This window comes from Arthrobacter sp. 05T47 (assembly GCF_056395825.1).
On record NZ_JBFTKG010000018.1, the window covers coordinates 58,660 to 85,097 of the forward strand.

The following is a 26,438-nucleotide window of genomic DNA, read 5'->3' on the forward strand; positions in this document are numbered from 1 at the left end:
GACGCCCCCATGATCAGACCCACAGCCCTCGTCACCGGCGGAGCCGGCTTCATCGGCAGCCACTGCTGCCTCGACCTGATCCTCAACGGCTACAACGTCGTTGTGATCGACAACTTCATCAACAGCTCACCGGCGGCGATCGAGCAAGTCGAGCGCATCACCGGCCGGGACATCACCCTCCACGACGTGGACCTGACCGACAAATCATCCCTGGGCGAGGTCTTCCGGAACCATCGCATCGACGTCGTCGTTCATTTCGCGGCGCACAAGGCCGTTGGTGACTCCATGAACCGCCCGCTGGAGTACTACACCAACAACGTCACCGGGATGCTCAACCTCCTCAACGCGATGCAGGAGGCCGATGTCAGGCACCTGGTGTTCTCCTCGTCCTGTTCCATTTACGGTGACGCCGAGGATCTGCCGCTGACGGAAAATTCGCCCGCCCGCCCCACCAACCCGTACGCGCAAAGCAAATGGATGTGCGAAAAAATCCTGGCGGACCTGTGCGCCCGCCAGCCGGAATTCTCGGTCACCGCGCTGCGCTACTTCAACCCGGCCGGCGCCCACGAAAGCGGCGAAATCGGCGAGGACCCGACAGGCGTCCCGGGAAACATCGTGCCCTTCCTGACCCAGCTCGCCGCCGGCCGCCACGACGAACTCCAAGTGTTCGGTTCGGACTATGCCACGGTCGACGGGACCGCCGTCAGGGACTACATCCACGTCATGGACGTGGTCGAAGGACACCGCCTGGCCCTCGAAACCGGCCCCCTGCCGGGGTTCCGCCGCTACAACCTGGGCACCGGCGTCGGAACCTCCGTCCTGGAACTTATCCGGGAATTCGAGACCGTCACGGGGACCACCATCCCCTACCGCATCGTCGGGCGCAGACCCGGCGACGTGCCCGCACTCGTCGCATCCCCGGCGCTGGCCAACGCAGAACTCGGTTGGACAGCGCGCCGGAACCTCACCGAAATGTGCCGGGACGCCTGGAACTTCCAGGAAAAGCACCCGGCCGGATATGCAAGCGCCGTCATGAGTGGAGGTGGCAGCGCATGAGCGCGAAGACAGCGGCCGCGCAGGTCCAGCCGGCACCGAATCCGGACAGGCGGCGCACCAGCGCCGAGGAAGCGCAGAACACCAGCACCATGGTCACGGCCACGCCCCACGGCCCTCTGCTCTCCGGCCCGCGCGCGCCGCGACTGGCGAATAACAAGGCACTCTACGTTCCGGTCCTGTCGGCGGGACGGCGGAAGCTGATTGCCGCCCTGACCCTCGGCTGGTGCGTCGCGTTCGCCGCGTTCTGGTTCTGGTGGCTGGAGCCCGAGCACAACGTGGGGTGGCCGGGCCTGGTCCTCAATTCCGTGCTGTTGTTCTACCTGTCCTACCTGCCCAGCTATTTCCTGATCGCGGTGAACCGGCTGCGGCAGATCGATCCAGCTCTGCCGGTCCCCGATGTGCGGGTCGCCTTCGTGGTGACCAAAGCCCCTTCCGAGCCGTGGGAAGTGGCGAAAAAGACTCTCCGGGCGATGCTGGACCAAGAATTTCCACGCCCCTACGACGTCTGGCTTTGCGACGAGGACCCGTCCCCGGAGGTCATTGCCTGGTGCTCACGCCTGGGAATCCGAGTCTCAACCCGCCGCGGCATCGCCGAATACCACCAGCAGCAGTGGCCCCGGCGGACCCGGTGCAAAGAGGGCAACCTCGCCTACTTCTACGACACCGCCGGATACCAGGAGTACGACGTCGTGGCGCAGCTGGACTGTGACCACGTGCCGGCACGGAACTACCTCGCCGAGATGGTCCGGCCGTTCACCGACGCGAGCGTCGGCTATGTGGCGGCACCGAGCATCTGTGACACCAACGCCGCCACCTCCTGGTCCGCCAGGGGCCGGGTACACAAGGAAGGGACCTTTCATGGCCCGTTCCAGGCCGGGCACGTCGCGGGCCTCGCCCCGCTCTGCATCGGGTCCCACTATGCGGTGCGCACGGCGGCCCTGCAGGACATCGGCGGGATCGGCCCGGAACTCGCCGAGGACTTCTCCACCAGTTTCCTGCTCAACTCGGCGGGCTGGCAGGGTGCCTTCGCGCACGACGCCGAGGCCCACGGGGACGGGCCGCACACCTTCGCCGCCAAGGCGGTACAGGAATACCAGTGGTCCCGCAGCCTGGTGGTGCTGCTTTTGGAGACGCTCCCCCGCCACCTGCACCGGTTTCCCTGGCGGCTCCGGCTGCGGTTCATCTTCGCCCTGTCCTACTACCCGCTGCTTGCCCTGACCACCATCGCGGGGCTGACGCTGCCCGCCATTGCCGCGGTGACCGGCGTTCCCTGGGTCAACGTCAGCTACATCGAATTCCTTGTCCGCTGGTCATTCATCACGGTGTGGCTGGTATTGATCACGTTCCTGGCCCGGCGATGGGGCCTCCTGCGCCCCCGGGAAGCCCCCGTCCTCAGCTGGGAAAACTGGCTCTACACGCTCGCCCGGTGGCCCTTCGTTGCCAGGGGCGTCCTGGCAGCAGTCCTGCAAAAGATCCGCCCGCGGGCAGTGGATTTCAAGGTCACACCCAAATCCCTTGGCAGCTACGAGCGGCTGGACTTCAGGCTCCTCACGCCCTATTACGGAATATCGGTTGTCATGAGCGCGGCAGCCCTGACAGGTGAAACACTGACGGCGGCCTACGGCTACGTGTTCCTGTGCCTGCTGGCCGCCGGCTCCTACGCCGTCGTGGCCCTGGCGGTCCCCCTGCTCCACGCCTATGAGAGCGCCGCGGCGGCGAAAGCCCCGCTGGCCGCCGCCATCCGCGCCACCGTCGCTGTCCCCCTGGCCATCACGGCGGCCGTCTGGATACCGCTTCTGGTCGCCATCGCACAGTTCCCGCACTTCATCCGGCCCTTCCTGATCTAGGAGATCCAAGAAATCCCGACCAGTCCAGACCGGTTCAACCCGAATCGGTCTGGACTGTGGCCGTCCCCCCGTTCCGGCGCTTCCCGCACCCCGACGATTGGTCTCTTCGATGCCCGCCATGATGGCAACGCCCTGTTTTAACAGGTTGAAAGGACGGGCCCGCAGGCCGCGGTGGAGGCTGCCCGCGCTGGTCGCCGCCTCGGTGGCTGCCCTGGGACTCATCGCCGCCACGGCATCCATCACCCGCCCCGCCCCGTCACCGGAGCTCGCGATCCGCGGCGCCGACATCTCCTTCACCCTCCAGGAGGAAGCAAACAACCAGACCCTCAGTGACAATGGCCAGACGGCGCCACTGGAAACGATTCTCGCCCGGCACGGCGCCAACTACGCCCGGCTCCGCGTCTGGGTCGATCCCCCCAAGGGAACCAGCGACCTGGACTCCGCCCTGACTCTCGCCCGGCGCGCCCGCGCAGCCGGCCTTCAGATACTCCTGGACCTGCACTATTCGGACTCCTGGGCAGACCGGACCGCCCAGCAAACACCGGCGGCGTGGCAGGGCCAGAACCCTGAGCAGCTGCGCAGCACCGTGGAAACCTACACCCGCGACGTCCTGGCGGCCTTTGCCCGGCAGGCCACCCCGGTCGCCATCGTCCAGATCGGCAACGAGACCACCCACGGGATGCTGTGGCCCACCGGACAGATCTACAAGCAAACCGGCGAAGACTGGGCGGGCTATGCCGAGCTGGTCAAGGCGGGCATTCGCGGGGCGAAGGAAGCAGGGCCCGGTCCCGGCCCGCTGATCATGCTGCACTCCGACACCGGCGGAGACCAGGGCGCATCGACCTACTACTTTGACCATGTGCAGCAGGAGGGAGTCAGTTTCGACCTCATCGGGTTGACCTACTATCCGTTCTGGAACGGTTCCCTGGCCAGCCTGCAACAAAACCTCCATGTCCTCGCCGACCGATACGCCAAAGACATCCTCATCGCCGAAACGGCCTACCCGTGGACCCTTTCCGGGGGCGGCGGCATCCAAAGCGTCGTCACGTCCSTCGATGCGCTGCCGGACGCGGCCGCCTACCCGCCGACGCCCCAAGGACAAGCGCACTATTTCGAAGCCCTCAACCGGATACTGCGCGAAGTTCCCAACGGCCACGGGACCGGCTACCTCATCTGGGAACCCGGCTGGCTCCCCGGGGTCCCCACCGACGCCCGCACCGGGAACTCGCACAGCAACCTCACGCTCTTTGACTGGTGGGGCCACGGGTTGCCGGCACTGGACGCATTCCAGCCCACCGGAGCCGCCGGACCCTAGGCAGCGACCCATGTGGAGCTCACAGGATTCTGTAAGGGAACTGAGAGCGGGACGCGGTCACGTTGTCGGTGACCAACTGTTGGCCCATCCTTGAACCATGATCGAGCCCAAGGCGGGTCCTCTCGCGAACCGCGGGAGACAGTGGGGCGTGCGCAAGCGCGCAACAGCGACCGCCGTCGGGGTCGTCGCCCTGGCGCTGCTGGTCGGTGGCATTGCGCTCATAGCCTCGCTCCAGGGGTCGCTGGTCGCCTCAACTGAGTCGGCCGCCCGGCAGGAGGCCCTGGAAGTCGTCGTCCACATGCGGGACGAGGATGTCGCGGAAGCGGGCCGATACATCGCGGCCACCGTGCACGAAGGGCAGATCGTCCAGATCCTGAACCCGGCCGGGGCCGTCGTGGCCGCGCAGGTGCCCACTGCGGGTGCCAAGCCGCTTACGGCCCTGCGTCCCGCCCCGGACCAGGTCCTGACGGAGGATGTCACCAGGGTGGAGACCGTCCGCGACCCCGGCGACTTCATGATCGTCACGACGGCGGTCCGTCTGGACGACGGACCCTACACCGTGGTGGTGGCGTCCCGGGTACAAGTCCTGGCGGAGACGCTGGCCACAGTTTCCTGGTATCTGCTCGGCGCCGCCCCGCTGCTGCTGCTGGTGGTTGGCGGTTCGGTCTGGCTGCTGGTGGGCCGCTCCCTGCAGCAAGTGGAACGAATTCGCGGGCAGGTCGCCCGCATCGACGGGGAACGCCTGAACGAACGAGTCGACGTTCCGCAGACCAACGACGAGATTCAGTCCCTGGCGCTGACGATGAACAAGATGCTGGAACGGTTGCAGGCCTCGGACAGCGCGCAGCGCAGGTTCCTTTCGGACGCCAGCCACGAACTCCGCAGCCCCGTGGCAACCCTTCGCGCCGGGGTGGAGGTCGCTGCCGCGGACCCGTCGGGGCAGTCCTGGCGTGAGCTGACGGACATCCTCTCCGAAGAGACCTCCCGCATGCACTACCTCGTCGAGGATCTCCTGACCCTCGCCAAGGCCCACGACGGGGGCTTCCGGCTCAACGAGGAGGACGTTGACCTCGACGACGTCGTGGACCGTGAAACCCGCAGGCTCCGCTCGACAAGCACCCACCTCATCACAGCAGAGCTGACCCCCGTCCGGATCAGCGGGGACGCACGCCGGGTGGGACAGGTTCTTCGAAACGTCCTGGACAACGCAGACCGGCACGCCGTCTCGCGGATCCAGATCAGCCTGAACCCCGGTGAAGGCGGAGCAGGCGCGGTCATTACCGTAGACAACGACGGCGGACCGGTACCGGAGGCGGACCGGCAACGGGTCTTTGAACGGTTCGTCCGGCTCGACGAGAGCAGGTCGCGGGAAGGCGGCGGCAGTGGGCTGGGGCTGGCCATTGCGGCCGGGATCATGTCGGCCCACCACGGCTCCATCCGTGCCACCGAGAGCCCGCTGGGCCACTGCCGCTTCGAGATGGCGTTTCCCGCAGCCACGGAGTGAAGACAGAGCGTGAGGACCGGCGGGAGGACCGGCCCGCCTACGTCCCGGCGGTTCGGGGGGAGTGTTCCCGCGGGTCCACGTCGGTGCTGAGCATGTAGCCCATCCCCCACACCGTGGTCAGTGTCTGGACGCCGAAGGGGACGTCGATCTTGCGCCTGAGGTAGCTGATGTAGACCTCCACCACGTTATCTCCGCCCTCAAAGGCGGGGTCCCACACGTTGTCGAGTATCTCCGCCTTCGTCACGATCTGGTCGTGGCGCCGGATGAGGTACTCCAGGAGCCCGTATTCCCGGGGGGTCAACTTGATCGCCTTGTCCCCCCGACGGACCTTGCGGTTGAGGGGGTCCAGCGTCAGCGTGCCCACCGTCAACACCACAGGGCGCTCAGGTGCACCGCGGCGGATGAGTGCCCGGATCCGCGCCACCAGCACCGGAAAGCTGAAAGGCTTGGTCAGGTAGTCATCAGCCCCAAGATCAAAGGCATCGGTCTGGTCGTACTCGCCGTCCTTGGCAGTGAGCATCAGCACCGGAGTCCAGACCTTGTGTTCCCGCAGCTCCTTCAGGACGTCGTAGCCGTTCTTTAGCGGCAGCATCAGATCGAGCAGGATTGCATCGTATGAGTTTTCTGTCGACGCCCACAGGCCACTGACGCCGTCGTGCATGACGTCTACGACGAAACCTTCATTCGTCAGCCCGCGGCGGACCGCTTCGGCCAAACCTTTCTCATCATCGACGACCAAAATGCGCACGGAAACCCCCCTCCTTGATACAGGCAGTATGTGGCAGAGGGTTGAGCAAACCCTGAGAAAGGCCTCTCCCGGGCGACGGTCAGCGGCGTCCGATGGCAAAGGAGTCCGTGAACGAGTCGCCCTCTGCCGGAACGAACCGGGCGGACAGTTCGTCCGCACTCGCCCTCAGGTCCAGGGTCCCGAGGGAAGGATCGCGGTTCCTGCCGGACCATGCGGCGAAATAGCCGGCCTCGGCGTCGTTGTCGTTCACATCGTAGAGACCGACACCGCCGGTACCCACGGTGGCGAAAACGGTTCCCGCGCCCTTCACCATGGTTTGGTCGGTATCCATGAGGCAGGCAGATGAAAAACTCTCCGGTTGCAAGCCCGGGCACGAGCCGCCGACGCCCAGTTGGTGGGTGCGCTGGTAGTCGTGGTCATGGCCGGCCAGGACAAGGTCCACCTTCTTCTCCATCAGCATGTTCGTGAAATCCTGGCCGGGCTGGCATCCGTATTTTCCAACGCTCAGGCAGGGTGCGTGCATGCCAACCACGGTCCACGGGATCTGCGCCGAGGCAGCCCCATCGATGGCGTCCGTTGTCCAGCGCCAGCGTTCGCTGTCGCGCGAGTAGTCCAGGGGTTGCCCGTCCTTGAAGTTGATGCCCGGCGATACCATGATGAACCGCACCAGGGGATCCGCCTGGGGGACATCGACGTACCACTGGATCCCGTACTCGCCTTGGAGCCCCGGGAGCCTGTTGGGCAGGCACTCGACGAACTTTGCGATGTCACCGTCGCTGCCGTCGCTCTCATGATTGCCGGTGATTAGTTGGTAGGGGAAATTTTCGCCAACTTTTCCCTTGACCATGTCGCAGAACTGCTGCTCGATCCCGGCCTTGTACGCGAAGTCCCCGAGGGCAAGATTGAACTGCGGCTGGAGGCCGGCAATAACGTCCAGCACTTTTTTGGCCCCGGTGCTGACGCCGATGTCGCCCTGGGCGGTGAAGTGGACAGTCCCCGGGGGCGCCGGCACCGCCGAAGGGGTGGAGGGCTGGGCGCTGCTGGGCTGGGCGTTTGTGGGTTGGGCGTGTGTCGGCTGGGCCGTCGCCGAAGCACTGAATGGTTTGGCCTCCCGCGGACCGGACTGGCAACCGGCCAGCATCAGACCCAGGCACACGGCAACCATCATTGCAATGGCCACGGCTGCGCGATTCCTGGATGTGGCAGCCATTATTTCCTCCCCTCGGCGGCCCGAACCGGGTTCAGCCCATGGCCCGCGTCGGTCCCGCCTCGTAGCGTACCCGCGAAGGCTTTGGGATTCCTTTAGCCCTTGCAGGCCGGGGGCTACGGAACGCCGGCCCCCGGCCCCGGCCGGGTGGACCGCCCGCTTTGCCCGCCGTGGCCGTTGCCTCAGAGATTTCTCAGCGCTGCCGGGCAACGATGGTAGTGGATCGTGTTGCATCAATTCCGCACCCGGCAGAAGGAATCGTAGCCAACATGGAAAACACAACCCTGACGACCTTTGCCCTTGTCCGCCATGGCCAGACGGACTGGAACGTGCAGCGCCGGCTTCAGGGTTCCACCGACATTCCGCTCAACGACGTCGGCCGCCGCCAGGCGCGGGACGCCGTCGCCGTCCTGTCCGGCTACCAGTGGGATGCGGTCGTTTCCTCGCCGCTGCGCCGTGCCGCAGAAACCGCCGACCTGATTGCCGACGGGCTGCGGCTCGGCCCGGCCCGGCGCGTACCGGAACTTGCCGAGCGCAGCTTCGGACCCGCTGAGGGCCTGCAGGCCGGACCCGAACTGGACGCGCTGCGGATCCGGGGTGGCTTCCGCGGCCGCCGCGTCGTGGTGGTTGCCCACGCCACGCTGATCCGGCTGAGCCTCAGCCGCGCCGTCGGATACACCTTGCAAAGCATCGACAACGCCGCACTCAACCTGGCCCACCACCATGCCGTTGACGGCTGGGAGCTTGAATACTTCAACGGCGAGCCGGTCATGGCCGGCGCCCGGGGCTGAGCTGCACCGTCCCGGGCTGCCCTCAGCGGCCCTTAATCGCGCCACCATCTATGCCTGCAAGTAGCGGAACAGCAGGCCGTTTCTTACATCGAGCCCGGCGCCGTGATCCTCAATGGGCAAGTACCCGTCACGGCTAACCACCGGGCGCGCCTGCGCCACCGCAGTGATCATGGCCGATCACTCCTTCTGGTCAGATTGAGCCTTCTCTCTGGATTCTCTCTCCCTTCCGCCGAGGACGCCACCCCCGGTTGCCGCTCCTGGGCGGGGATCGCGTGGATCCCCGTCCAGGGTTCGTGTTCATGTCCCGTCTTGGCTTCGGACGCCAGCTGTTAAGTCCGCATGGTGAACATGGGGCGGGTGAGTTCACCTTGTAAAGCCCATGAGGGCAACAATGACCTGCTTTCCCCTTCCCGACGCGGCTTTCTGGCTGCTGCGCTGACCGGAGCGGCGCTGACCCTGGCTCCTGTCACTTTCGCCGCCGCCGATACCGGCACCAGCAAAACCAAGACGATCACCGGACACCTCGAGCCGGGCGCCGCGGATTTCGTCTACCTGCCCGTTGAGGTGCCCGCCGGTGTCAACAGGATCAGCGTCTCCTACAGCTACAGCAAGCCCACCGTCGCCTCCGGGCTCCTGGCCAACGCGTGCGACATCGGCGTCTTCGACGAGAAGGGCACCGACCTCGCGGGCAAGGGTTTCCGGGGCTGGTCCGGCGGCTTCCGCACGGAGTTCTTCATCAGCGCCGCCGAAGCAACGCCCGGCTACCTGCCCGGCCCGGTCGGCAAGGGCACCTGGAACATCGCGCTCGGCCCGTACCAGGTGGCCGGGCAGGGCATGGATTACACCGTCACCGTCACCCTGGACTACGGGCCCGACGGCGCGGCCTTCCGCCCGCAGTACCCGCCGCAGCAGGTCGCGGGCCGCGGCGCCGGCTGGTACCGCGGCGACGCCCACCTCCACACCGTGTATTCCGACGGCAAGCGCACGCCCGAGGACGTCGCTGCCGGGGCCCGCGCTGCGCGCCTGGACTTCATGATCAGCACGGACCACAACACCCCGGCGTCGCACGGCGCGTGGGGGCCGCTGGCCGGCAACGACCTGCTCATCCTCACGGGTGAGGAGGTGACCACCCGGAACGGGCACTACCTCGCACTCGGGCTCGAACCCGGCGAATGGATCGACTGGCGCTACCGGGCGCGGGACAAGGGCTTCGAGCAGGAAGCCAAGCGAATCCACGATTCCGGCGGGATCGTGGTCCCGGCCCACCCATACTGCCCGTACGTGGCCTGCCGCTGGAAGTTCGGGTACGAGAATGCCGACGCCGTCGAGGTGTGGACCGGCCCGTGGACCGCCGACGACGAGTACGCCATCAACACGTGGGACTCCATGCTGGCCAGCTCCGCGCGCACCGGCGGCCGCTGGCTCCCGGCGATGGGCAACAGCGACGCCCACAGCGCACCCCAGGTCATCGGGTTCCCGCACAACGTTGTCTACGCCGCGGCGCTCTCCCGCGACGCCGTGCTGGCCGGTATCCGCAGCGGCCGGAACTGGATCGCCGAATCGGCGGACGTGTCCGTCGACTTCAGTGCCACGTCAGGCGGCCGGAGCGCCGGCGTCGGGGAACGCCTCGACGCCGCCGCGGATGCCCGTGTCAGTGTCACGGCGAAGATCTCCGGCGTGCCGAACGGAGTAGTCCGGTTCATCACCGATGAAGGCCAGACCCAGCAAATTACCCTGCCGGACTCGGGCCAGGGAGCCAGCACCTGGGTGACCACGCCACAACTCGCCGCCTATGTGCGCGTTGAGGTGCGCCACCCCATGCCGGACGGCACGCCCAGCAACGGGACAGCCATGGGAACCGCCCTGCTGCTGGGCCCGATGGCCGCCCTGACCAACCCGATCTTCCTCGGCGCCAAATAGCCGAAGAAGCTGCAGGACAGCAGGTTTCCCGGGTCAGGAGCGCAGACGCAGGCCGCGAAGCTTTTTCCCTGCCCTGCGGGCTTTCTTCTCCGTCTTCCGGGCGAGACGTTTTTCCATCTTCAGCAAACTCTTGACGCCGAGATCGGTATCGGCGGGCCGGTCCGGGGTGGCCGCGACTCTGCGCAGCAGGGCCGTGGCCATGACGCTATCCTGGTGGTCGCCGAGTACCCTCTGGAGTCGTCCAGCGGATTTTGTGAGCTTTGCGGCGCGTTTGCCGTGGATCTTCCTGACCGATTCGCCGGCGTGGCGCAGGCGTTTGGCGTCTTTTCGGACTTCGTGCAGGGCCGTGTCGCGGGCGGCCCTGCCGCTGGAGCGTTTGACGGCCTTCCGGGAACGCTCCACCCGTTCTGCTGCCTTGTTCACCAGCTTGGCCGTCACGTTGTGCGCGGGGCGGAAGGCGAGGGGCCGGGCAGGCGGGTGGTCCCGAAAGTCCTCAAGGGAGCCGAGGAGGCGGAAATAGCGGCCGGCCTGGAGGGTGTCGAGGACGTTTCTGTAACCTTCGTCGTGGACGGCGACCAGCTCCAGTTCGATCATCTGCTCCAACGAGCCGGACCTCTGGTCCTCGGGGAGTTCCTGGATGTGCCGGCGAAGGCGCTCAAGCATGACTTCGGCGTCGCGTGCCGGGCCCAGGACCCGGCCAAGCCACTTCAACTCGGCCTGCAGGTCACGGACCGCTGAGCGCTTGAAGAGTTTGCGATAGGTGGCCAGGGCGGAGCGCGCCCGGCGGGTCGCGGACCGCATCTTGTGGACTGAATCCGGCGTCCCCTGCCGGACACCCGGATCATTGGTGATGAAGTCTTCGATCCGTGCGTCCAGATAGGCCGTCACGACGTCGACCGCCGGGCCTTTCTTCCGGAGCTTCTTCCGGGTCTTTTCGGCCCGGGGGCTAAGCCCGGCCGGCCACGCAGCTCCAAAAGTACGGGCAAGCTTGGACGGATAGGCGGAGCGGGCCGCTCCCGTGGACGTCAGGGTTTCGGTGGCGGCGTCGAGGAACTCCCGGTTTCCGTGGACGAGTTCGAGCTCCCATTCACGCCAGTCGAGGGCCGGCCCTGGGGGCTGCAAAGCCTCGGCGTGGACAACGTCGTCGGCGAAGTCGGCCAGATGCTCACCGATAGGCCCGTAAAGCCGGTAGGTGGTGCGCCGCGTACTCAGCCGGGCCACCGGCACCAGCTCTTCCCCGCGGGTGAATACCTGCAGATGATCGGACAGCTCGTCCGGAACGGTCTCCGGCTGGCCCAGCGGTGCATGGATTTCCTCCCGCTGGTCCGTGCCGGCGGGAAGCTTGAGGTGCCACCCGGCGTCCGTGCCGCCCGTGCGGCGCCGCAGGGTCAGGCGACGTGCGGCGAGAGCAAGGGACGGCGTGTCGAAGTACACCGCCTCAAGGTGATCCGTCACCGGCTCCGCGACATCGTCCACGCCGTGGATTTCCAGCAGCTCCGGAAGGGGCGTGGACGTCCCAGCGTCGTACTTTTGTTCCGTTTCAATATTTCCGTTGCTGTCCATGGCAGGCCCCCTCAACTGGCACCGCTGGAACATGGACTTGATCCTCCCGCTGGCGAGTCGGCCGGTGCCTTGGCCCGTTCGCCCAGCCCGATTCTAGGCCCGCTGGCAACAGCCCGGCCAGACTTGGCGGCCAGGTCACGCCGAGCCACGGCGGCCTGATAGGCGTAGGCTATCTTTGCTTCACCGCCGCCCGCTGTGTCGCCCCAGGGGCATATATTCCGGGGGGCGGGAAGCCCCCGGAACGGTGAAGGAGCTGGCGTGGACACCCGGAAGCTGAAGTATTTTCTGGCCGTCGTCGACCACGACGGCTTCAACCGCGCCGCGGAACACCTGCTGATCGCCCAGCCGTCCCTGTCCCAGACCATCGCGGGCCTGGAAAAGGAGCTGGGCGTGCCGCTCTTCCACCGCATCGGCCGCCGCGCGGTCCTCAGCGAAGCGGGCAAGGAACTCGTCGGACCGGCCCGGCTGGTGATGCGGGACCTTGATGCCGCGCAGTCCGCGGTGCAGGCGCTGCGCGGCGTGCGGAGCGGGCGGCTGGACATTATCACCATGCCCTCCCCCGGCATCGAACCGCTGACGTCGATGATCGCCGAGTACACGCGCACGCATCCCTCGGTCCGGCTTAACGTCAGCGCAGCGTTTACGCCCGAGGAAGTCATTGAATCCGTCCGCAACGGCAGCACCGAAATCGGCCTGGCCGGATCCCCAAACCCCATCCGGGTCCCGGGTGTCCAGGTCCTGGAGCTGGAACGCCAGCCGCTGATCCTGATCGTCAACCCGCAGGCGGACACGTTTGGCCCGGGGACGGCCATTCAGCGCGAGGATCTTGGCGGCCACCGGCTGATCGCAAGCCAGCGCGGATCCCTGATGCGATGGCTGGTCGATGATGCGCTGGCCCGGGGCGTCAACACGGAAATCGTGGTGGAGGTAGCGCACCGGACCTCGATCCTGCCGCTGGTCCTGGCGGGCGTGGGCCACGCCGTCATGCCGTCATCCTGGGCGCCGCTGGCGCACAAGTCAGGGTTGCGGACCCTGCTGATCGAGCCAGTGTCCCACCTGGACGTCGCCATCCTGAGCCGCAAGGAAGACCTGACCCCTGCCGCCAGAGCCTTCCTGGCCGTCGCAGAGCTGCATGTGGCAGTAGCCCAGGGCCCGCAGCCGAACGACCAATAGGCTAAGCCTATTTACCGTATCGAATCTTGGTCTTGGACGGCGTACGGTGCCGGATCGTCTACTTGAAGAGGACAGGCAGCGTGACGCTGCTAACACACTCAACGAGGAGGTAGGCACATGAGCGCCACCCAGAAATTCAGCATCGCTTCGATTCCCGCCGACGGTGTGGGCAAGGAAGTTGTCTCCGCCGGACGCCGCGTCCTGGACGCCCTGGCACAGAATTCAGGCGGCAGGTTCGCCTTCGACTGGACCGAGTTCCCGTGGGGTTGCGGCTACTACGAAATGACCGGCCAGATGATGGACCCGAAGGGCCTGGAGGCCCTGAAGAACTTTGACGCCATCTACTTCGGCGCTGTCGGCTGGGAAAACGTCCCGGACCACATCAGCCTCTGGGGCCTGCGCCTGAACATCACGCAGAACTTCGACCAGTGGGCCAACATCCGCCCGGTGAAGTTCCTCCCCGGCATCCAGTCCCCGCTGCGCAAGGCCGACCACACCGAGCTCGATTGGATCGTTGTCCGCGAAAACAGCGAAGGCGAGTACGCCGGCCTGGGCGGACGGAACCTCAGCGGCCGCGGCCCCGGCAACGAAGTGGCCCTCCAGACAGCCCTCTTCACGGAAAAGGGCTGCGAGCGGATCATGCGCTTCGCCTTCGACCTCGCCCGGACCCGTACCGTGAAGAAGGTCTCCTCCGTCACCAAGTCCAACGCCCAGCAGTACGGCATGGTCCTCTGGGACGAAACGTTCCAGCGCGTGGCCCTGGACTACCCGGACGTCGCCACCGAAAGCGTCCTGGTCGACGCCATGAGCGCCAAGTTCATCCTGCACCCCGAAGAACTTTCCGTCGTTGTCGCCTCGAACCTGAACGCGGACATCCTCTCGGATCTCGGCTCCGCCTTGGCCGGAAGCCTCGGCCTGGCGGCCAGCGCGAACCTGAACCCGGAACGCCGCTTCCCGTCCATGTTTGAACCGGTGCACGGCTCCGCGCCGGACATCGCCGGCAAGGGCATCAGCAACCCCATCGGCGCGATCGCCAGCGCCGCCCTGATGCTTGACCACTTCGGCCTGCACGAGGAAGCCCGCCGCGTCGAGGCCGCGATCGAGCAGACCACGGCCGCTGGCTACCTGACGCGCGACGTCGGCGGCGAAGCCAACACCGACGACGTCACTGAGGCCATCATCCAGGCCCTCACCCACACTCTGGCTGCCGTCTAGCCGGACCACCTTCGGGGCGGGCGGCGCCGCGCGCCGTCGCCGCTGCCCGCCCGACCCAGCTCTTCATTCTTCAAGCACCACGCCATTCACATTCCACAATGAGGTAGGAATCATGGGACCAATCACCACTGCGGGCGCAGCCGCGGCAGCTAAGAATCAAACCCCCAAGACACGCTGGTACCGCCAGCTGTACTTCTGGGTATTGACCGGCATCGTCCTCGGCATTCTCGTGGGCTGGCTCGCGCCCTCCGCCGGCATCGCCCTGGAACCGATCGGCACCACCTTCGTCAACGCCATGAGAATGCTGATCGGGCCAATCGTGTTCCTGACCATCGTCGGGGGCATCGCCAGCGTTGCGGACCTGAAGAAGGTCGGCTTGACCGGCCTGAAGGCACTGACGTATTTCCAGATCGGCACCATCTTCGCCCTGCTATTCGGCCTGGTCGCCATCAACATCTTCCGCCTCGGCGAGGGGGTCAACGCCAACGCCAGCGCGATCAAGACATCGGACTCCGCGGCCAAGCTCATCGACGCCGGCGCCCACCAGGAGTGGTGGCAGTTCCTGACCCACATCATCCCCACCAGCATCGTCGCGCCCTTCGTGGAAGGCGACATCCTGCAGATCATCTTCATTGCCGTGATCTTCGGTATCGCCCTGAACGCCATGGGCAAAGTCGGCGCGCCCGTCCTTGACGGTGTCCAGCGCCTCACCGGGGTCATGTTCAAGATCCTGGGCTTCATCATGAAGGCCGCTCCGCTGGGTGCGTTCGGCGCCATGGCCTTCGCTGTCGGCAAGTACGGCGTCTCCTCCCTCTCCAGCATGGGCGGGCTGATCGCCCTCTTCTACGCCACCTCAATCCTGTTCGTCGTCGTGGTCCTCGGATCCGTCATGGCCTTCCTGAAGCTGAACATCTTCAAGATGATCCGCCACCTCAAAGAGGAGTACCTGCTGATCCTGGGCACCTCCACCGCCGAACCGGCGCTGCCGGGCCTGATGCGCAAGCTTGAACACGCCGGGGTCAAGAAGGAAACAGTCGGACTCGTCGTGCCCACCGGCTACAGCTTCAACCTCGACGGCGCCGCCATCTACCTTTCGCTGGCCGCCGTCTACATCGCGCAGGCCACCAACACCTCCCTGACCATCGGCCAGCAGCTGGGTCTGATTGCGGTCATGCTGCTCACCTCCAAGGGCGCGGCAGGCGTCGCCGGCGGCGGTTTCATCGCCCTGACCGCCACGCTGGCCACCGTCGGCACCATCCCGGCCGCCGGCATCATGCTCATCTTCGGCATCGAGAAGTTCATGTCCGAATGCCGGGCCCTGGTGAACTTCACCGGCAACGCCGTCGCCACGCTCTTCATTGCCTGGTGGGACCGGACGCTGGACGCGGACCGTGTCCGCCGCGTCTTCAACGGCGAAGCCGTGGAGCCGCTGCCCAGCGAGGACCCGACACCCCTCGACGAATTCACGGACATCGCCGCCGACCTGACCGGCCACGACCCGCACACACCCAAGGAGATCAGCCCCCAGCCCACGGAACCGGCCAACGAACCGGCCAACAAGGATCTGGCATCGAGCGAGGACCGCCACCCTGTCTACTCGAAAAGCAACTGACATGGCCACAGCACCCGCCCCGCAGAGCGTGCGGGCCCTGATCGCACCGGACAAATTCAAAGGCAGCCTCACGGCCGGCGAAGTGGCCTATGCCCTGGCAGCAGGACTGCGTTCGGCAGCCGGATCCGGAATCGGATCCATCGACTGTGAACTGCTTCCCCTGGCGGACGGAGGGGACGGCAGCGTCGATGCCGCCGTCGCCTCCGGTTTCACCCGGCGCAACTACACCGTCGCTGGACCCACCGGCCAGCCCGTCCAGGCCAGCATCGCGTTCGACGGCGCCACCGCCGTCGTCGAAGTGGCCAACACGTGCGGCCTCGGGCTCCTGCCGGACGGCAACCTTGAACCGCTGGCTGCCTCCAGCCGCGGCTTCGGCGAAGCTGTCCTGTTCGCCCTCAGCCTGCGGCCGGCCAGGATCGTGCTGGCCCTCGGCGGCAGCGCCAGCACCGACGGCGGCATGGGAATGCTCACAGCCCTCGGCTACAGCTTCCGCGACGCCGCCGGCCGCCAGCTCTACGGCAGCGGCGGGGCGCTGGCCCAGATCCACAGCATCCACCGGACCGCCCTGCCGGAACTGGCCGGAATCGAGCTCGTCGTCGCCAGCGACGTCCACAACCCGCTGCTCGGCGCCCAGGGCGCACCGGCGGTCTTCGGTCCCCAAAAGGGCGCCGGCCCCGAGGAAATCGCGGCCCTGGACAAAGGCCTCGCGCATTTCGTCGCCCGGCTGACGGCAGCGGAATTGGCCGGCGCGGCGCAGCTGGCTGAACACGAGGGCGCCGGAAGTGCCGGAGGGCTCGGCTTCGCCTGCCTGCTCCTGGGGGCACAGCAGGTCTCCGGCGCCGACTACTTCCTGGACCTGCTGGACTTCAATGCCCGCAAGGACCACTGCGACATCGTCATCACCGGCGAAGGCAGCCTGGACGAGCAAACCCTCGCCGGGAAGTTGCCCGCCGCCGTCGCACGCCGGTCCGGGTCCCGTCCCATCATCGCTGTCGCCGGCCGTTCCCTCCTGCCCCAGGAACGGTGGGCCGAAATGGACCTCACCCGGGTGTACACGCTGGCCGACTACACGGATCAGGACTCGTCCAAGGACCCCGTCCTGTCCGCCGCGCTGCTCCGCCGGATTGGAAAGGACATTGGACACGACATTGGAACAGGGCTGTTCTAGCCGCGCCACGCTGCCGGAGAGAGAAACGCCCGCCCGGGGTAACACGGGAAATGTGGCTCAACCGGCGCGCACAACCACCGGCTCACCGCACCGAAACCGCCCCGGCCCTCGCCGAATCACGGTCCTAGGCAGCTTGGAGAACGGCCGGACACGCCCCGCAGCGTGCCCGGCCGCTCCCATTTTGGCCGCGACAGCGACGACCTCTATGAGGACGCGACTCTTTGCTCCCTTTGGAACCTCTCGATGTCCTCAAGTTGGGCCACTCCGCCGCGGGGCCCCTCAATGGTGACGGCACGGGAGGCGGCGGCCACAGCAAACTCGACCGATGACCGCAGGTCGATGGAATCGGACAGGGCAAAGACGAGCGCGCCACCGAATGTGTCCCCGGCTCCGGTAACGTCCACCACCGGGACAACATAGCCATGGACGTGGTCCACCGTCGTGCCGTCAAAGATCTCCACGCCGTCCGCGGCCATGGTGCGGATGACGGTGTTGACTCGGTGTTTGTGCATCCAGGCGTTGACAGAAGAGAGGTCAGGATCCCCAAAGGAAATCTCGAATCCGACCTGGTTCATAATGACAACGTCCGCACCCTGGAGGAAGCCTGTGTCCGCGATGCCGAATCCCTCGACGTCCAAGTCAAAGACGACTTTACGTCCGTGTTGCCGAAGATCCGACAGCACCCGTTCACCGCTGTCAGTCCCGGCTCGTAGGCGTTTTACCCGCGAGAGGGTGGTGTACAGATATCCGGGTGACCGAAGCGCCTCTACAGCAGCCGCGGACAGCATCATGGGGCTGTCGCCAGTCTCCGCGTACAACACAACATGTTCGTTGCCAACCAGGAAGATCATGTTGAGAGGATCTGGGACATCTGGCGCGTACAGCATGTGCGTGGTTCCTATGCCGTGACGGCCAAGATCGTCGCTCAGGCATCGGGACAGCGGCCCCTGGTTTAGCAACGAGATAAATTCCGTGGGCCCGCCCAGCCCGGCATGAACGGCCGCTGCGTTGGCGATCATTCCTCCCACATAGCTGCTGGTGGCCCTCATGGGTGCCTTGTCGGCCAGACCTGGCCACCGGTCCGCAGCGTAGTAGTTGTCCATGGCAACATCGCCAATGAAAAATGTCGTGGGCCTCTCCCCAGAAGCACTACCCGTCATGCGATCCCGACCTTGCCTTGCTGACGGAAACGTGCACCGGGCCGTGCTTGATGTCGGTCCAGGTAGGCCCGCCGTCGCCGCCGGTCGCCGCCATCCAGTAGTAGTAGGCCGCCCCCTCAACGCCATGACAAGCGTCGTGCCAGGTGCCATTGTGCAGCACAACGACGGTGCCTGGGCTGATCACGAAGGCCCGGACATCTGCCGCGCTGGGATACCCGGCATCGGTTGGTTCGGCAACGGCCAGGACTAGAGGGGCTCCGGCTGTGAAGAGCGCTTCTTCCGTGGCCAAGTGCCGTTCCATCCGATGCGTCGTAAATGGCGTGCCACCGCCCCGGGTCAGGCCCAGACTCCCATTGGTACTGATCAACGGTTTCGCCGTGTACACATCGGACCACCCATTGCCTTCCGCTGCAATCAAGCCAGCGCCGGTCTCGTCCGGAAGAGCGGATGCCATCACATGCACTCGCCCAAACGGTGCAAAATCCTCCGCCAGCAGTTCCGTTGCCAAAATCTTCATCGCACCGTCTCCTCGTAGACCGATGAAGAACCGCGGAGACTGCGTACTTCGCGCATCAGGTCCTCTACGTGTTCGGCCAGAACCCGACCGGTGTCGACATGGGTGTCTTTTAGGAAGCTGCCCACAATTGCACCATCGGCCGCCGCCAATTGTTCATGCACGTTCGCGGTCGTCAGGCCGGCGCCGATGAGAAGTGGGAAGTCATCACCCACAATTGAGCGGAAACGCTGGACCTTTGCCAAATCCGTTTCTTGGCCAGTGGCGTCTCCGGTGATGACAAAGGCATCGCACCGTTCCAGGCCAACCATCGAATCTTCTGCCTCTGTCCGGCCGGAGTTCACCGGCTGGTACTTGAAGCGGACCCCGCCGAACAATACCGATGTCACCTGGCTGCGAAGGGCCTGGAGTTCTAGCGCAAATTCGGCGTCTGCCTCCGGTTCGAGGTGCCCAGCGACGGAATCCATTTGGATGAAATCGATGCGGAACTGCCGTGCCAGTTCGAAAGCCAAACGGTGATCGTGCAGGACATTCACGCCCACCAGGAGGTCGGGGTATCTTCCCTCCAACCACTCCAACACATTGCGCACGTCCTGCTTATCGCCAAAATAGTTTTCGACGACGATGCCGTCCACACCATTGGCGCGGAGGACATCCGTTTCGTACCGAGCGATGTCCAGTCTTTCGGCCGCGGACTCTCCGGAAAGGTGAAGCATGCCGAGAATGGGTTTGGACGTCTTGAAGGTTTGGCTAAACCGGCTGTCACCGTTGTTCAAGGGATGATTCCTAACTGGTAAGGGAGGTCGGGTTGGGATCTGAACCGAGCTGTCTTGGAGCGCCCGCAGTGGAGGCGGGTGAACCCGGCGTAGTCCCGTTCCAGGAAGTGGCGACACGCATTTCGAGGGCTGGTGAGTAGATCACCGAAGTGTGTTCGACCAATTCGTCGTCATTGCTGAACACTTCGCCGCTGGCACAGATGAACCCCGGCGTACCAGGCAAATCGCCAAAGACCTGACGCGTCAGGTTCGAGGGCAGAGCGACAGACAATGTGAATTCTGAACGGACCGGGGCCACGCCGTAGTGCTCGCGCAGGACCTGATAGAGAGAGAGCCGTTCGAAGTTGAACGCGTCCAATCCGGGAAACCGGCCCAGGCTCAGAACGGATGTGTCTATGTTGAGATACGTCGGTGACTGGTCTGTCGCAACACCTCTGGCCCGGACCAGGCGCAGTTGCAGCCCTGCGGTCCCGTCCTCTACTTCTTGGGAAATGACGACTGTGACCGGCTTCTGATTCCGTGCCCTCGAGAAGTCGGTGAAGCCGCCGAAGTTCCAGATGCTGTGGTTGATGGGTGTGTACGTGACAATCGTTCCTTTGCCCCGTATTTGGTGGACTAGCCCCTCTGAAACGAGCAGGGATACCGCGTGCCTGACGGTGCTGCGAGTGATGCCGTGCAAATCCCGCAGCACCGTCTCCGACGGGATCGCCTCGCCTTCTGCGTATTCGCCGTCCAGGATTCTCTGTCGCAGATCCCGGTAGAGCTGCGTGTACAGCGGTGCCGAATCCTGTGGATCGAGCGCAAAATCAGCTGTCATGCGAGTCTGTCTCCCTTGGTGTGCTTCGGTGTCTATTTGCCGTCGTTGACGGTGATGGATTTCAATGCGGCTTGCTTCAAACCATATTGGTCCAGAATCTTGGCATAGGTTCCGTCAGTGTTCATGGCGTCCATGGCGGCTTTGATGGCGTCCCTTAGCTGGGTGGATTCCTTGGCTACGGCAATTCCGTAGTTTCCCGGTTCCAGCAAATCGCCAATGGTGTAAAACTTGTCCGGCTGTTGCTTCTGCAGATCAAGGATCCCTTCGAAGCCGATCAGCGAGGCCTGTGCGCGGTCCTGCTGCATCTGAAGGATTTCCTCCGCCTGAGTAGGAATCTGCAGAATCTTGATGGGCTTTTCCGCCGGGCAGGTGCTCTTGGAAAGGTCTTCCACCGATCCAACCCAACTTGTTCCTGTCGATACCGTCACCGTCCGCCCGCACAGGTCCGCCAGGGTCTTGATGTCCTTCTGGTTTTGGACCGGGGCAAAGAACTGGTTGCCAGTTCGGAAATAATCCACAAAATCAAGCTCTGTCTGCCGCTTTTTCAAGTCAGAAAATGCGGTCAAAATGATGTCCGCGCGTCCGGTGGTGGCTGACACGATGAGCTGGGAAAAGTCGACATTCTGGAAGTTCGGCTTCAATCCGAGCCGTGAGGCTATTTCCTTGGCCAAGTCAATGTCCGCACCCTTGAGCTCAGTGGAACCGGCATCCGAATACTCCATCGGAGGATAGGCAAGGCTGATCGCAATGTTCAGGACCCCGGTGTCACGGACCTTTGCTGGAAGCATTGCGCGCAGTTCCTGGCTGGCCGGCGCGGCCGTGGTGGGGGCTGTGGCATTGACCGGCCCGCCACATGCGCTCAGCGCAAGGATTGCCGCCAAGGCAAGGACAGCGGGTCCGGCGCCGCATTTGGCTGACTTTGTGGTCCAAGAAAACATCGTCATTGTTGATTCCTTTGTGATCGGTGGAGCGATGAAGGGTTAGTTGAGGACGCGCTTCAGGAAGCTGCGTACGCGCGGATCTTGGGGGTTGGAGAGCACCTCAGCGGGTGGCCCGATCTCACGGATGGTGCCGTCAATCATGATGGCCACTCGGTCCGCCACTTCCCGGGCAAACGCTATTTCGTGGGTGACGACGACCATCGTGGTCCCAGATGCCGCGAGTTCGCGCATCACATCCAGGACTTCGCCGACCAGCTCCGGGTCCAAGGCGGATGTTGGTTCGTCAAAGAGCATGACCTTGGGATTCATAGCCAAAGCGCGGGCGATGGCGACCCGCTGTTTTTGCCCGCCGGAAAGCTGTGCCGGATAGGCCGCGCCGCGGTCCCCCAAACCGACGGAAGCAAGGAGTCCGGTTCCCCTGGCCGACGCCGAGGCCCGAGATTCCCTGCGCACCGTTGTGGGGCCCTCGATCACGTTCTGCAGTGCGGTCATGTGGGGAAAGAGGTTGAAATTCTGGAAAACCATGCCAATCTCCCGCTGCTGCTGGCGGACCTTGCGCGGTGGAAGCTCACGCAGCACGGCGCCGTGCAGCTCATAGCCGATGATGGAGCCATCGATCCAGACCACACCGTCATCCAAAGTTTCCAAGTGGTTGAGGCAACGCAGCAGTGTGCTCTTGCCGCCACCGGAGGGGCCGAGGATGCACAAGACTTCGCCGTCGAGCACATCCAGATCGACGCCTTTGAGCACCTCTTGCCCGTTGAACTTCTTGTGGACATTGATCGCCTTGACCATTGTTCTCATTGCTGCTCCCCAACGGCTGTTTTAGGCGCAAGTCGGAATACGCCAAAAGTGAATCGGAACGGTGGCCGGCTTGCCCCACGGGCGACACCGCGGCCGTAGTGGCGCTCAATGTAGAACTGGACAATATTGAGGACCGTGGTCCCAAGCAGATACCAGACGGCACAAACCAGCAGCAGCTCAATCACGGCACCATTGACGAAGTAAACCTGTTGGGCGGCATTCAGCATTTCTGTAAAGGAGATGGCAGTGGCCAGGGAGGAGAACTTGAGCATGCCGATAGCGGAGTTTCCCATGGGCGGGATAATCAACCGCATCGTTTGAGGCAGGATGATCCGACGCAATGTCTGGAACCTGGACATACCGATGGTTTGGGCGGCCTCGGTCTGCCCATGGTCAACCGAGCTGATGCCACCGCGGACCACCTCTGCCATGTAGGCACCTTCATTGACGCCCAGACCCAGGAGTGCCGCAACAAAGGGGGTGACCACATCCACTGTCCTGGCCTCGTACAGACCCGGAATGGTGATGGTGGGAAAGACGAGCGCGATGTTGAACCAGATCAGCAACTGCAACAGGACCGGCGTTCCCCGGAAAATCCAGACATACAGCCAGGCAACAAAATGAGTTACGGGGTTGTTCGACAAGCGCATGATGGCGAACAGTGTTCCCAGCCCAGCACCCAAAATCATGGCAATGAATGAAATGAGCAGCGTGTTGGCGAATCCGCGGAGGATCACGTCTGCGGTGAGGAATTTACCCACCACGTCCCATCGGATTTGGCCTTCTGCAAATGCCTTGGCCAGAAGTGCCAGTGAGACTATCACCAAGGCTCCGGCCAGCCACCGACCTGGGTGTTTTAGGCGGACAATCCTGTAACTGCGATGCTGCAGAGCATCAACACTCACGCGGGCCGCGTTGTCTGCTACAGAGGAAAGCAGCGTCATGACCCACCTCCTTAAGTTGTACGGTCAGGTGTACAACTCAAATTAGGGTCATGGGGCGCGCCTGTCAATGGATGACCAATAAATTTCGTGACTGCACGAACGACAACGGGCCGTTTCCGCGCAGCGGAAACGGCCCGTTCAATCCCCGAAAACGGCTAGCCGATCAGGGCCAGCACGGCACCGGCCGCAACCACTCCGCCGGCTTCCGTGCGGACGTCGGTGACAGTGCCGTCCCGGTGCGCGGCGATCTGGGTTTCCATCTTCATGGCTTCGAGGACCACCACCGGGTCCCCGGCCGACACCTCGGCACCCGGATCGACGAGCCACTTCACCACGGTCCCGGCCATGTCGGCGCGCAGTTCGCCCGGATCGGCAGCGCCAGCACCGCCGTCGGAGGCTCCGTCCACGGACACGCCGGCAGGCAGTGCTCCACCGGACATCGTCCGACCAGACAGTGCCCAGCCGTCCAGGAGGTCTGCCGGGAGCCCGACGGCCAGGCGGCGGCCGTCCACGTCAACGGTGATGGTGCGGCGTTCGCCGTCGGGCGCGGTGGTGCTGTAGCCGGGATCGGCCGGGATCTTGTCCGCGAAGTCGGTTTCTATCCAGCGGGTGTGGATACCGAGCCCGTCCTCGGAGGTGAAATCCGGGGATTCGAGCACGGCCCGGTGGAACGGCAGCACGGTGGCCACCCCGGTGATACGCATTTCGGCGAGGGCACGGCGGGCGCGGCGCAGGGCCTGCTGGCGGTCCGCGCCTGTGACGATCAGCTTGGCGAGCAGGGAATCGAACTGCGGCGCCACGAAAGAGCCGGAGCGGACCCCGGTATCCAGGCGGATGCCCGGGCCGGTGGGGCCGGCGAATTCGCCGATGGTGCCGGGCGACGGCAGGAAGCCGCGGCCCACGTCCTCGGCGTTGAGCCGGAACTCGAAGGCGTGTCCATGCGGCGTCGGGTCCTCGGTGTGGCGCAGCGGCTCACCCGCGGCGATCCTGAACTGCTCCTGGACGAGATCGATCCCCGTGGTTTCCTCGGTGATGGGGTGCTCCACCTGGAGTCGGGTGTTCACTTCGAGGAAGGCGACGGTGCCGTCCGCAGCGACCAGGAATTCCACCGTGCCGGCGCCGGAGTAGCCTGCTTCCCGGCAGACGGCCTTGGCGGCATCGTAAATCAGCGTGGTCTGCTCTTCGCTCAGGAACGGCGCGGGCGCCTCTTCTAGGAGTTTCTGGTGCCGCCGCTGCAGGGAGCAGTCGCGGGTTCCGACGACGACGACGTTGCCGTGGGCGTCCGCAAGGACCTGCGCCTCGACGTGGCGCGGTCGGTCCAGGTAACGCTCCACAAAGCACTCGCCCCGGCCGAACGCGGCAACTGCCTCGCGCACGGCGGAGTCGAAGGCTTCCTCGACCTCGTCAAGGACGCGGACCACCTTCATGCCGCGGCCGCCGCCGCCAAAAGCGGCCTTGATGGCGATGGGCAGGCCGTGCTGTTCGGCGAAGGCCCGGGCCTCGGCCGCGGTGTCCACGGGTCCGTCGCTGCCGGCGACCAGCGGCGCGCCGGCCCGGACGGCGGCGTCGCGGGCCGTGATCTTGTTGCCGAGCAGCCGGATCGCGTCAGGAGCCGGTCCGATCCAGGTCAGTCCGGCGTCGATGACGGCCTGGGCGAAGTCGGCGTTCTCGGAGAGGAAGCCGTAGCCGGGGTGGACGGCGTCTGCGCCGGACGCGGCCGCCGCGGCCAGGAGCTTAGGGATGTTCAGGTAGGTGTCGGCGGGAGAGTTGCCGTCCAGGCTGAAGGCTTCGTCCGCGGCGGAAACGTGCAGGGCGTCGGCGTCGATGTCGGCATAGACGGCGACGGACGCCAGCTGCGCGTCGTCGCAGGCCCGGGCTATGCGGACCGCGATTTCTCCACGGTTGGCGATCAGGACCTTGCGCATCAGTTACTCGCTTCTTTTTCGGTGACGGTGTGTTCAGTGGCGGTGTGTTCGGTGGGGCCGTGTTCAGCCCAGCGGAAGCGGATCTTGCCGCCGATGGGGACCTGCGCGGCGAGGTCCAACTGGGAGTCGATCACCACACCGATCACCGGGTAGCCGCCGGTGATCGGGTGGTCGGCCAGGAAGAGCACGGGCAGCCCTTCGGGYGGGACCTGCAGGGCGCCTGCCACGGTGCCTTCGCTGGCCAGTTCGCCYTGGCGGGTCCGCTGCAGCGGTGTMCCGTCCAGCCGCATGCCRACGCGGTTGGACTGGGCCTTCACCTCCCACTCCTGGGCGGCGAAGGAGTCCAGCGCCGCCCGATCGAACCAGTCGGCGCGGGGGCCGGGAACGACGTCGAGGACGGTCACCCCGGTTCCCGGGTAGTCCGGCTGCAGTTCGGGAGCCCCGACGACGCCGGATTCGGCCTCYCCGCCSGCGGCCAGCACCTGTCCYGCGGCCAGGGGTGCAGGACCGATYCCGGACATGGTGTCCGTGGAGCGGCTGCCCAGCACCGGGGCTGCATCRACWCCGCCGCGGACCGCGAGATAGCTGCGGAAGCCGCTCTGCGGCGCACCAATGCTGAGCGTTTCRCCGTCGAGCAGCGCGAACGGGGTGGCCATCARYGCGGCGCGTTGCCAGGTGTCCCCGGCGTYGTCCGGCGCGGATTCGATGCTYAGYGCCGACGGCGCCCCGGTGACCGCGAGGACCTGGTCCCCCACCGCCCGGACCGTGAGCCCGCCGGCGACTGTTTCGATGGCGGCTGCGCCGGGGGTGTTGCCGACGAGGCGGTTGGCCCGGCGCAGCGAGGCCCGGTCCAGCGCGCCGGCGGCGGAGACGCCCAGGCCGGAGTGGCCGTGCCGGCCGAGGTCCTGGATCAGGCTCTGCAGGCCCGGCGCAACGATCCGGAGTCCGCAGGCRACGTCCYGSCCGGCAGCCGGTTCCGGCGCTGCGCCGGYGCTGTGGACCGTAGGTTCWGCGSCAGWCTGCGCGGCTGGCTSTGCCACCGGCTCCGCGGCGGAYTCGGTTCCGAGGRTGACCGCGTCCCGGACCGGCCGGAACTGCACCCGGTGGCCGGGCGCGGCCAGGGCGGGCTGCTCCCGTTCCAGGTCCCACATCCTGGCGCTGGTGCGCCCGATCAGCTGCCAGCCGCCGGGGGAACGCCGCGGATATACGGCCGAGTAGTTCCCGGCCAGTGCCACGGAGCCTGCGGGGACGGCGGTGCGCGGCGAGGCGCGGCGGGGCACTTCCAGCTGCTGGTTCTCCCCCACCATGTACCCGAAACCGGGCGCGAAGCCGGCGAAGGCCACGGTCCAGACCTGGCCGGAATGGGCAGCGATCACGCCCCCGGCTCCCAGGCCGGTGAGCTGGCCGACTTCGGCGAGGTCTTCGCCGTCGTACACGG

General features: G+C 65.4%; 23 protein-coding genes. 10 read left to right on the forward strand and 13 right to left on the reverse strand.

Translation table 11 applies throughout. The features are described from left to right. The first annotated feature begins 9 nt into the window (after positions 1–9). The 4 genes from galE to AC1DEY_RS13840 all read left to right on the forward strand — a co-directional run bounded on the left by galE (position 10) and on the right by AC1DEY_RS13840 (position 5,722). Positions 10–1,056, forward strand: a complete 1,047-nt coding sequence (galE, locus tag AC1DEY_RS13825; protein ID WP_476868423.1) for a UDP-glucose 4-epimerase GalE — start codon at positions 10–12, stop codon at positions 1,054–1,056. Beyond that, entirely contained in the window at positions 1,053–2,903 is a 1,851-nt protein-coding gene (locus AC1DEY_RS13830) for a glycosyltransferase family 2 protein (protein ID WP_476868424.1), read from the forward strand. The genes galE and AC1DEY_RS13830 overlap by 4 nt, the downstream gene beginning before the upstream one ends. A 145-nt stretch (positions 2,904–3,048) precedes the next feature. Next, a complete protein-coding gene (locus tag AC1DEY_RS13835; RefSeq protein WP_476868425.1) occupies positions 3,049–4,218 on the forward strand; it encodes a glycoside hydrolase family 53 protein in 1,170 nt (389 codons plus the stop codon). Positions 4,219–4,366: 148 nt separating this feature from the next. Next, positions 4,367–5,722 (forward strand): sensor histidine kinase, encoded by a 1,356-nt coding sequence (locus tag AC1DEY_RS13840; RefSeq protein WP_476868426.1) that lies wholly within the window; start codon positions 4,367–4,369, stop codon positions 5,720–5,722. Positions 5,723–5,759: 37 nt separating this feature from the next. On the opposite strand, the gene AC1DEY_RS13845 is transcribed toward AC1DEY_RS13840, so the two are convergent. Both AC1DEY_RS13845 and AC1DEY_RS13850 read right to left on the reverse strand, forming a co-directional pair. Beyond that, complete coding sequence (locus AC1DEY_RS13845) at positions 5,760–6,470, reverse strand: response regulator transcription factor (RefSeq protein ID WP_441409107.1); 711 nt, start codon at positions 6,468–6,470, stop codon at positions 5,760–5,762. Between the two features lie 79 nt (positions 6,471–6,549). Continuing rightward, positions 6,550–7,650, reverse strand: a complete 1,101-nt coding sequence (locus tag AC1DEY_RS13850) for a metallophosphoesterase (RefSeq protein ID WP_476868427.1) — start codon at positions 7,648–7,650, stop codon at positions 6,550–6,552. 296 nt (positions 7,651–7,946) lie between these two features. Between AC1DEY_RS13850 and AC1DEY_RS13855 the strand changes: the two genes are divergently transcribed. After that, positions 7,947–8,468 (forward strand): histidine phosphatase family protein, encoded by a 522-nt coding sequence (locus AC1DEY_RS13855; RefSeq protein WP_476868428.1) that lies wholly within the window; start codon positions 7,947–7,949, stop codon positions 8,466–8,468. Between the two features lie 48 nt (positions 8,469–8,516). Here the strand turns inward: AC1DEY_RS13855 and AC1DEY_RS13860 are convergent, their stop codons facing one another. Beyond that, positions 8,517–8,639, reverse strand: coding sequence for a hypothetical protein (locus AC1DEY_RS13860; protein WP_476868429.1), 123 nt, complete (start codon positions 8,637–8,639; stop codon positions 8,517–8,519). A 186-nt stretch (positions 8,640–8,825) separates the two neighbouring features. On the opposite strand from AC1DEY_RS13860, the gene AC1DEY_RS13865 reads away from it, so the two are divergent. Further along, positions 8,826–10,388, forward strand: coding sequence for a CehA/McbA family metallohydrolase (locus AC1DEY_RS13865; protein ID WP_476868430.1), 1,563 nt, complete (start codon positions 8,826–8,828; stop codon positions 10,386–10,388). A 33-nt stretch (positions 10,389–10,421) separates the two neighbouring features. Here AC1DEY_RS13865 and AC1DEY_RS13870 read toward each other — a convergent pair whose 3' ends face one another. Then, positions 10,422–11,951, reverse strand: a complete 1,530-nt coding sequence (locus tag AC1DEY_RS13870) for a CYTH and CHAD domain-containing protein (protein WP_476868431.1) — start codon at positions 11,949–11,951, stop codon at positions 10,422–10,424. A 258-nt stretch (positions 11,952–12,209) separates the two neighbouring features. Here AC1DEY_RS13870 and AC1DEY_RS13875 point away from each other — a divergent pair, with 258 nt between their 5' ends. From AC1DEY_RS13875 to AC1DEY_RS13890, 4 genes are all read left to right on the forward strand, one after another. Then, the gene (locus AC1DEY_RS13875; protein WP_441411489.1) at positions 12,210–13,124 is read left to right on the forward strand and encodes a LysR family transcriptional regulator; all 915 of its coding nucleotides are present in this window, start codon (positions 12,210–12,212) and stop codon (positions 13,122–13,124) included. 117 nt (positions 13,125–13,241) lie between these two features. Beyond that, entirely contained in the window at positions 13,242–14,339 is a 1,098-nt protein-coding gene (locus tag AC1DEY_RS13880) for a tartrate dehydrogenase (RefSeq protein WP_476868432.1), read from the forward strand. A gap of 112 nt (positions 14,340–14,451) precedes the next feature. Continuing rightward, complete coding sequence (gene dctA, locus AC1DEY_RS13885; protein ID WP_476868433.1) at positions 14,452–15,951, forward strand: C4-dicarboxylate transporter DctA; 1,500 nt, start codon at positions 14,452–14,454, stop codon at positions 15,949–15,951. A 1-nt stretch (position 15,952) separates the two neighbouring features. Beyond that, the gene (locus AC1DEY_RS13890; RefSeq protein ID WP_476868434.1) at positions 15,953–17,119 is read left to right on the forward strand and encodes a glycerate kinase; all 1,167 of its coding nucleotides are present in this window, start codon (positions 15,953–15,955) and stop codon (positions 17,117–17,119) included. A gap of 203 nt (positions 17,120–17,322) precedes the next feature. Here AC1DEY_RS13890 and AC1DEY_RS13895 read toward each other — a convergent pair whose 3' ends face one another. The 9 genes from AC1DEY_RS13895 to AC1DEY_RS13935 all read right to left on the reverse strand — a co-directional run. Next, a complete protein-coding gene (locus AC1DEY_RS13895) occupies positions 17,323–18,279 on the reverse strand; it encodes a carbohydrate kinase family protein (RefSeq protein WP_476868435.1) in 957 nt (318 codons plus the stop codon). Continuing rightward, positions 18,269–18,796, reverse strand: coding sequence for an ureidoglycolate lyase (locus AC1DEY_RS13900; protein ID WP_476868436.1), 528 nt, complete (start codon positions 18,794–18,796; stop codon positions 18,269–18,271). Before AC1DEY_RS13900 ends, AC1DEY_RS13895 begins: the two co-directional genes overlap by 11 nt. Next, complete coding sequence (locus AC1DEY_RS13905; protein WP_476868437.1) at positions 18,793–19,569, reverse strand: BtpA/SgcQ family protein; 777 nt, start codon at positions 19,567–19,569, stop codon at positions 18,793–18,795. The genes AC1DEY_RS13900 and AC1DEY_RS13905 overlap by 4 nt, the downstream gene beginning before the upstream one ends. A 10-nt stretch (positions 19,570–19,579) precedes the next feature. Beyond that, positions 19,580–20,386, reverse strand: a complete 807-nt coding sequence (locus tag AC1DEY_RS13910) for a GntR family transcriptional regulator (RefSeq protein WP_476868438.1) — start codon at positions 20,384–20,386, stop codon at positions 19,580–19,582. Between the two features lie 32 nt (positions 20,387–20,418). Further along, on the reverse strand, positions 20,419–21,330 hold the full coding sequence (locus AC1DEY_RS13915; RefSeq protein ID WP_476868439.1) for an ABC transporter substrate-binding protein: 912 nt from the start codon (positions 21,328–21,330) through the stop codon (positions 20,419–20,421). Between the two features lie 36 nt (positions 21,331–21,366). Then, a complete protein-coding gene (locus tag AC1DEY_RS13920; RefSeq protein ID WP_476868440.1) occupies positions 21,367–22,131 on the reverse strand; it encodes an amino acid ABC transporter ATP-binding protein in 765 nt (254 codons plus the stop codon). After that, positions 22,128–23,075 (reverse strand): amino acid ABC transporter permease, encoded by a 948-nt coding sequence (locus AC1DEY_RS13925; protein ID WP_476868441.1) that lies wholly within the window; start codon positions 23,073–23,075, stop codon positions 22,128–22,130. Before AC1DEY_RS13925 ends, AC1DEY_RS13920 begins: the two co-directional genes overlap by 4 nt. 155 nt (positions 23,076–23,230) lie before the next feature. After that, complete coding sequence (locus tag AC1DEY_RS13930) at positions 23,231–25,000, reverse strand: acetyl/propionyl/methylcrotonyl-CoA carboxylase subunit alpha (RefSeq protein ID WP_476868442.1); 1,770 nt, start codon at positions 24,998–25,000, stop codon at positions 23,231–23,233. Further along, the coding region (locus AC1DEY_RS13935) for a 5-oxoprolinase subunit B/C family protein (RefSeq protein WP_476868443.1) at positions 25,000–26,438 on the reverse strand (1,439 nt) is incomplete at its 5' end. The genes AC1DEY_RS13930 and AC1DEY_RS13935, both read right to left, overlap by 1 nt.